This window comes from Methanothermococcus thermolithotrophicus DSM 2095, assembly GCF_000376965.1.
Taxonomy (GTDB): domain Archaea; phylum AGJL01; class Methanococci; order Methanococcales; family Methanococcaceae; genus Methanothermococcus; species Methanothermococcus thermolithotrophicus.
Window position 1 is genome coordinate 25,494 of sequence record NZ_AQXV01000039.1, and the last position, 6,612, is coordinate 32,105.

8 protein-coding genes are annotated in these 6,612 nt (G+C 33.0%); 6 read left to right on the plus strand and 2 right to left on the minus strand.

Annotation, left to right across the window (positions count from 1 at the left end; all coding sequences use genetic code 11):
• Positions 1-2 precede the first annotated feature (2 nt).
• Complete coding sequence (locus F555_RS0103050) at positions 3-959, plus strand: polyprenyl synthetase family protein (RefSeq protein WP_018153750.1); 957 nt, start codon at positions 3-5, stop codon at positions 957-959.
• A 198-nt stretch (positions 960-1,157) separates the two neighbouring features.
• The gene (locus F555_RS0103055) at positions 1,158-1,610 is read left to right on the plus strand and encodes a DUF2118 family protein (RefSeq protein WP_018153751.1); all 453 of its coding nucleotides are present in this window, start codon (positions 1,158-1,160) and stop codon (positions 1,608-1,610) included.
• 193 nt (positions 1,611-1,803) lie between these two features.
• On the opposite strand, the gene F555_RS0103060 is transcribed toward F555_RS0103055, so the two are convergent.
• The gene (locus F555_RS0103060) at positions 1,804-2,931 is read right to left on the minus strand and encodes a TIGR04013 family B12-binding domain/radical SAM domain-containing protein (RefSeq protein ID WP_026182929.1); all 1,128 of its coding nucleotides are present in this window, start codon (positions 2,929-2,931) and stop codon (positions 1,804-1,806) included.
• Positions 2,932-3,251: 320 nt separating this feature from the next.
• On the opposite strand from F555_RS0103060, the gene F555_RS0103065 reads away from it, so the two are divergent.
• The 4 genes from F555_RS0103065 to F555_RS0103080 all read left to right on the plus strand — a co-directional run bounded on the left by F555_RS0103065 (position 3,252) and on the right by F555_RS0103080 (position 5,378).
• On the plus strand, positions 3,252-3,518 hold the full coding sequence (locus F555_RS0103065; RefSeq protein ID WP_018153753.1) for a hypothetical protein: 267 nt from the start codon (positions 3,252-3,254) through the stop codon (positions 3,516-3,518).
• A 61-nt stretch (positions 3,519-3,579) separates the two neighbouring features.
• Positions 3,580-4,101: a gamma carbonic anhydrase family protein gene (locus F555_RS0103070; RefSeq protein ID WP_018153754.1), complete on the plus strand. Its 522-nt coding sequence runs from the start codon at positions 3,580-3,582 to the stop codon at positions 4,099-4,101.
• A 503-nt stretch (positions 4,102-4,604) separates the two neighbouring features.
• Positions 4,605-5,018, plus strand: a complete 414-nt coding sequence (gene ribH / locus F555_RS0103075; protein ID WP_026182931.1) for a 6,7-dimethyl-8-ribityllumazine synthase — start codon at positions 4,605-4,607, stop codon at positions 5,016-5,018.
• Positions 5,019-5,087: 69 nt separating this feature from the next.
• Positions 5,088-5,378, plus strand: a complete 291-nt coding sequence (locus F555_RS0103080; protein WP_018153756.1) for a phosphoribosyl-ATP diphosphatase — start codon at positions 5,088-5,090, stop codon at positions 5,376-5,378.
• 1 nt (position 5,379) lies between these two features.
• Here the strand turns inward: F555_RS0103080 and F555_RS0103085 are convergent, their stop codons facing one another.
• Positions 5,380-6,309 carry a CBS domain-containing protein gene (locus F555_RS0103085; RefSeq protein ID WP_018153757.1) on the minus strand — a complete coding sequence of 310 codons (930 nt, stop codon included), beginning with the start codon at positions 6,307-6,309 and terminating at the stop codon, positions 5,380-5,382.
• Positions 6,310-6,612 lie beyond the last annotated feature (303 nt).

Here is a 6,612-nt window from a genome sequence, read left to right on the forward strand (position 1 = left end):
CGATGGACCTATTCGACAAAGAAATACTAGGAAAAATTGAAGAAGAACTGAAAAAGCATGTTGAAAAAGATGACGTCCTTTATGAAGCTTCTAAACACCTTTTATTGGCAGGGGGTAAAAGAATAAGGCCCTATCTGGCCGTTTTAACATATATGTTAAAAAAGGATAATATTGAAGAAGTTTTACGACCTGCAGCTGCAGTTGAGTTAATTCATAACTACACCCTGGTTCACGATGACATAATGGATAACGACGATGAAAGAAGGGGAAAACCAACTGTTCATATAGTTTATGGCGAACCAATAGCGATTCTTTCAGGAGATTTACTATATGCAAAGGCATTTGAAGCCTTGTCAAGTATTGAGGACCCTAAAAAAGCCCATGAAGTTTTAAAGGTATTATCAAAGGCATGTGTTGAAGTTTGTGAAGGTCAGGCCATGGATATGGAATTTGAAAACAGGTTTCCAACCATGGACGAATACTTTGAAATGATTTCAAAGAAAACAGGTGCATTGATCGTAGCTCCTGTGGAGATAGGGGCCATTATGTCTGAATGCAATGAAGAGGAAAGAAAATCATTATATGAGTACGCTAAAAGGATAGGTATGGTTTTTCAAGTGCAGGATGATGTTTTGGACTTAATAGGGGACCAGAAAAAAATTGGAAAGCCCGTTGGTAGCGACATAAAAGAAGGTAAAAAAACCTTAATGGTAATTCATGCAATGGAAACTCTCCCTGAAGATAAAAAGGAAAGACTAATGAATATTTTGGGCAACAGCGATGCTACAGATGAAGAAATTTCAGAAGCCATAGAACTATTGGGCGATTCAATTGAATATGCAAAAGAGCTCATGAAGAATGCAGTAAAAGAAGCCAAAGATTATTTAAAAATATTCGATAGTGAAAAAAGAAAGAGATTGGAAGACATTGCAGACTTTATAGTGGATAGAATATATTAATTGAATTTAACTTTTTTTAAAATATTTGCTTTCTTCAATGTTTTTGTTATTTTGGTAAACTGTAGTTTATCCAGGCATATGTCTATACTATATGTTAATAATTTTTTATAAATAAAAAATATATTATTGTTAACAAATTTATGTAAATTAGGGCAGTTATATAAAATTATAAGAATTAAATGGTAGGAGATGAGTTATATGAAAATACCTAGAGTTTATGTTGAAGGTAAAGGTGATGGGAGTAATAGGGTCGCCATTGAAAAAAACGGAAAAGTTATTATATTTTTAGATGAAGGGGAAGAGTATACCGGAGATGGTAAAATACTGTCCCAGATAGTTTGCGATGACTTAGAAAAATACATTATAAACTCCAAGTTTGTAAGGGATGTTTTGATTAGGTACCCTGATAAAAGAACATTTACCTATTTGGAAAAGGGCACTGAGATTTTGCAAATACCTGCTGAAGGTTACAAAGTGTATCCAATTGTGGATTTTGGATGTAGGGTTTTAGAAGGTCACAGGCTTGCAGCTTTAGAGAGCAAAAAAGGAGATATGAGATTTGTGAATTCTCCTATAAATGGAACAATAGTTTTTATGAAGGAAATACCCGGTAAAAGAGCCAACTATGTGTTTTACATATTGGAAGAATAATTATATACTTCCACAAGTTAAATTGAAATTATCTTTTTAAAATTTAAATTTAAATTAAAGAATGTAGAATCGAGACAAGTCTTTTTGTTTCTAAAAAGATTTGCTGACTTACGATCCACCGCAACATAGTTGCGGGGAAGTTGAATAATCTACGATTATTCAACTAAACCTGAAAGGTTTTCGTCGAGTTTGCCTATTTTGTGGAATCACCATATTTGTTTAGTTTTGCATATTGATGCCCCCAAGAGCCGCTAATTTGACCTTTTTTAGCCATTTTTCCAAGGATTTTAAATGTATATGCATCGAGCTCTGTAGGTTTGCTATCTTCAAAATAGGTACCAGGTAATGGCATGAAATAGTGGGCATGGATTTTTCCATTCTTTTTTGATATATAATCCATTAAATCAATACTTTCTTTTCTTTGGTCTTCATTTTCACCAGGAAATCCAAAGATGAAATCTACCTTTGGAATAAGGCCGTATTCTTTGCACAAATCTACGGCGTTTAGTACGTCCTCTACTGTATGGCCCCTCCTAATAAATTTGAGTATTTCATTACTTCCACTCTGAGCTCCAAAGTGGAGGTATTTGTTATCACAGTATTTTACAAGAACTTCTAAAGTTTCCTTTTTAACAAATTCTGGTCTAACTTCAGAAGGAAATGTTCCAAAAAACAACCTATTTTTGATTTCATAAAGATTTTTTAGAAGTTTTTCTAGTTTTTCAATGTTTGGTTTTGTTCCGTCTGACGAACCGTAGCATAGTGCATTTGGGGTTACAAATCTTATGTCACCCATGGTTTTTACAGATTTTACAATATTGTCGATACTTCTGTGTCTAACTTTTTTACCAAATATTTGAGGGGTTTGGCAAAATCTACAGTTATAAGGGCATCCTCTGGTTATTTCAATTGGGGAGAGAGGATAGGTTTCATTATAGTTGTCAAGATTTTCTACGGGTTCTCCTTTTATTATATTTTTAACATTCTCCCCTTTTTTTAAAGATTCTATTAATTTTGGTAGTGTTATTTCTCCTTCCCCAATAATTACATGGTTAAATCCTATTTTCAAAGTATCTTCCGGATTTCCAGAGGGATGAGGTCCTCCGGCTATCAATATAACATCTTTTTTAGTTTCTCTTATTTTTTTTACCTCTTCAATTACCTCTTCCCTCTGCAAGGTCATGAAAGAGTAGATAATTATATTAATTTCTTCAATACTATTAATTAATTCATCTAAATTCTTAAATAAATATCCACCAACAATAGGATAGATTTTTGAAATACTATATCTGTTTTTAGCAGTCAATCTAAATCCAATCATAAGTTTAAATAATAATTCTGTAGTATATAAAATTGTGGTGATTAATATAGTCGTTTTTGTTATAAGTCGCCATGCTTTATTTAAAAATGTCATGTTGAGTAATCGGTATATAATGTGTGCAATTTTAGTTAAAACATACCATATTTAAAGTTAAAAAACCAATTAATACTGTTTAATTTACCTAATTAAAAGCAATTGAGGGCAATTTATTTATCTCTGTGATGTAATGCACACCAACTATAAATTCGAAAACAACTATAATTTATATCATAATGAATATATGATGATCATATGAATAGATAAATACAGGGGTGTTGTATTTGACAAAGAAACCTACTTTGCGTGTTAAAATACACTATCCAGGAAGTATATTGGAAGGAGAGTTTGATTTTGACATTGTAGTTAAACTTAAAGACAAATACATGAAATATCTTGAGACAGGTAGAGGTTTTGGGATGATAATATTCAATGAAGAGAAAAGAAGGTTCGCAGTAGTAAACTTTGAAAAGATCTGTGCAATAGAGGTCGAAAAGACATTGATATTTATGGACGAGTATGAAAGAAAATGGGAGCATGTCTCCAAGTAATTTATTTAAATCCTTTATCACTTCGCTCGAAAACTGAAAATAAAGAGGAATTAATGGTACTATGAAAAACGAGCAAAAACTGAACAAAAACAAAAAAGCGATTTTTATAGCTCACAGTGAGATTCGCTCACTACGAATAGCAAAAAATGCGGTTATTGTTGGGGATGTTGAATTGGGTGAAGATGTAAGTGTATGGTATGGGGCAGTTTTAAGGGGCGACGTTAGTAAAATAACGATAAAAAAAGGTTCAAACATCCAAGACAACTGTGTGATACATGGCTCAAAAGATTGTCCAACGATAATCGGAGAGTATGTGTCTATAGGCCATGGTGCAGTTGTTCATGGCTGTAAGATGGGAGATAATGTTTTAGTTGGGATGAATGCCACTATTCTAAACGGTGCAAAAATTGGAAACAACTGCATCATCGGAGCAAATGCTTTGGTTACTCAAAATAAAGAAATACCACCTAATAGCTTAGTTTTAGGAGTTCCAGGAAAGGTTGTTAGGGAGCTCACAGAAGAAGAAATAAAATCTATAAGAGAAAATGCAGTAAACTATATAAAATTATCAAAAGATTTATAACCGACCCTTTTAAAAAAAGTGTTGAATTAAATGAAAACCTAACGGTTTTCATAGCTCACCAACTTCGTTGGTGATTCCAAAATCCGATACCCCTTCACGAAGTGAAGGGGTATATTTGGAAACAACCTTTTAAAAAAAGTTGGATCGAAATGATAAATACCTTTGGAATCCAAGCCTTCTCGACGAAACCTTTGGTTTCGTGAGTCCCAGCCGAGACCATAGGTCTCGTTGGACCCAGCAATTTTTAATTTGTTTGGGCAGCAAATCCGAAGGATTTGCTTCGACGACAAATCAACGATTTGTCTCGATTTTCTAAAAGGTTTGGCTTTTAATATTTACCAATTTATGGTTGGTGGGAAGTAATATATACTCACTCAACTTCGTTGGGTGGGTATCCGGTTTTGGAATCCAAACCTTTTTCTAAAAGGTTTGGATATAAAATTATCAAAAGATTTATAATTTATAATACATATAATAAGGTAAAACCTAACGAGGATGAAAAAATGGTTAATTTAGGATTTGTTATAGCAGAGTTTAACAGAGATTTGACCTACATGATGGAAAAAGTTGCAGAAGAACATGCAGAGTTTTTAGGAGCTGATGTAAAATATAAAATTGTGGTTCCAGGGGCTTTTGACATGCCACTCGCCATTAAAAGAATGCTTGAAAAAGATGATATTGATGCAGTGGTTACTATAGGATGTGTTATAGAGGGGGATACAGAACACGATGAGATTGTAGTCCATAATGCAGCAAGAAAGATAGCTGATTTATCATTGGAGTACAACAAACCTGTAGCACTTGGAATATCAGGTCCTGGAATGACAAGATTGCAGGCAGAAGAAAGAATAGATTACGGTAAAAGGGCAGTTGAAGCTGCAGTTAAAATGGTAAAAAGATTAAAAAGTATTGAATAGATTGTAAGCAACATTGAAGATCATTTTAATTGCAGAATAACTAAATTTTACACACAACTAAGTGATAATATGGACGTTTTAAAGGAAGTTTATAAAGTAGTTGAAAGTAGGATAAAAGAAAAACCTGAAAATTCCTATGTATCCAAATTAACAACAGACGATACTAAAAAAGCCATCAACAAAATTTGTGAGAAAATAGGGGAAGAAGCTGCCGAAACTATTATTGCAGCAAAAGATGAAGATAAACGTGAGATAATATATGAAAGTGCTGATTTAATATTCCATACAATGATTCTCTTAGCATACTTCGGAGTAGAGTATGAAGAGTTGATGGATGAGTTTAAAAGAAGAATGAAATAATTTATTTATTCATTTTTTTATTTTCAATAAGTTTTTTTAATATTTTGGGAAACATAGTACCTTCAATAAGTTCCAATATATCGGTTCTTGTAAGTATTCCAACGACTTTTTCGTTCTCATCAACAACTATCAATCTTCCTACATTGTTTTTTTCCATTAAAACAAGGGCGTCATATATGGCATCATTTACAGATACAGTATATGGGTTTTTTGCCATTATACTTTCTATCTTTTCGTTTTCCATTCCCTTTGCAACTGCCGTGGCAATGTCATGAAGACTTAAAATCCCCAGGAGTTCCCCATCTTTCATTATTGGAAGCCCACTTATATTCTCCTTTGAAAGTAGTTCTGCGGCGTCCCTAATAGTTTTGTCAGGCTCTATCCAAAAAAGCTTGTCTTTAATTGCAATATCTCCTACCAAAATATTTGGAATACTTGCCACACCAATAACGTCGATTAAAAGGATGTGGTTTATATCGTCCCTTCCAATAACTTTACCCAATATTACGATTTTATTGTGGTGGGTAGGCCCTACTTTTACAATTTCATTTTCACTGAATTTTTTAGTGTCCCCTTTTATGTAAATCTTTGAAGAACATGATTTTTCATAGGTTACGGTATCAAAAACTATTTTTTCTACATAAACTCCTTCAACCCTCTCATCGCCCTTATATATTGGAACTATGATTTCTTCCTTAGACATCAATCCAAGGGTCCTATACGCTTCACTCGTTGGTACGTATCCCCCCTTTGGTCCAGGAACGCCATCTACTAAATTTAAGGCCCTTAAAGCCTGCATCTGGTTCCTTATAGTTCCAGGATTTCTATTTAGTCTATTGGCTATTTCAGTACCCTTAACCGCACTATTTTTTTCCCCATAAATTGATATTAATTCCTGTAATATTTCCTTCTGAACTACAGTGAGATCCATAAAAACACCTGGCACTACAATTTATGATAATTATAAATTATGATATTCGCAACTATAAAAATGTTTTTATTTTTATCAAATTACAAATTTTGCACATATTATTTCTTAAAAGCACACCATATCAAAAAACGGTAAATTGAAATAATTTTGGGGGTATTATCATAAAAATTCCATAGTTAAACCAGATCTAAATCTAAGAAATTTTTTGCATATTTGGTGTTATCATTTTGAACCCCTCTTCATTCTCTTTAATGTCACATATGTTTCCATACAATGTTTTTAAAACTTCTTTTGTTAAAACAT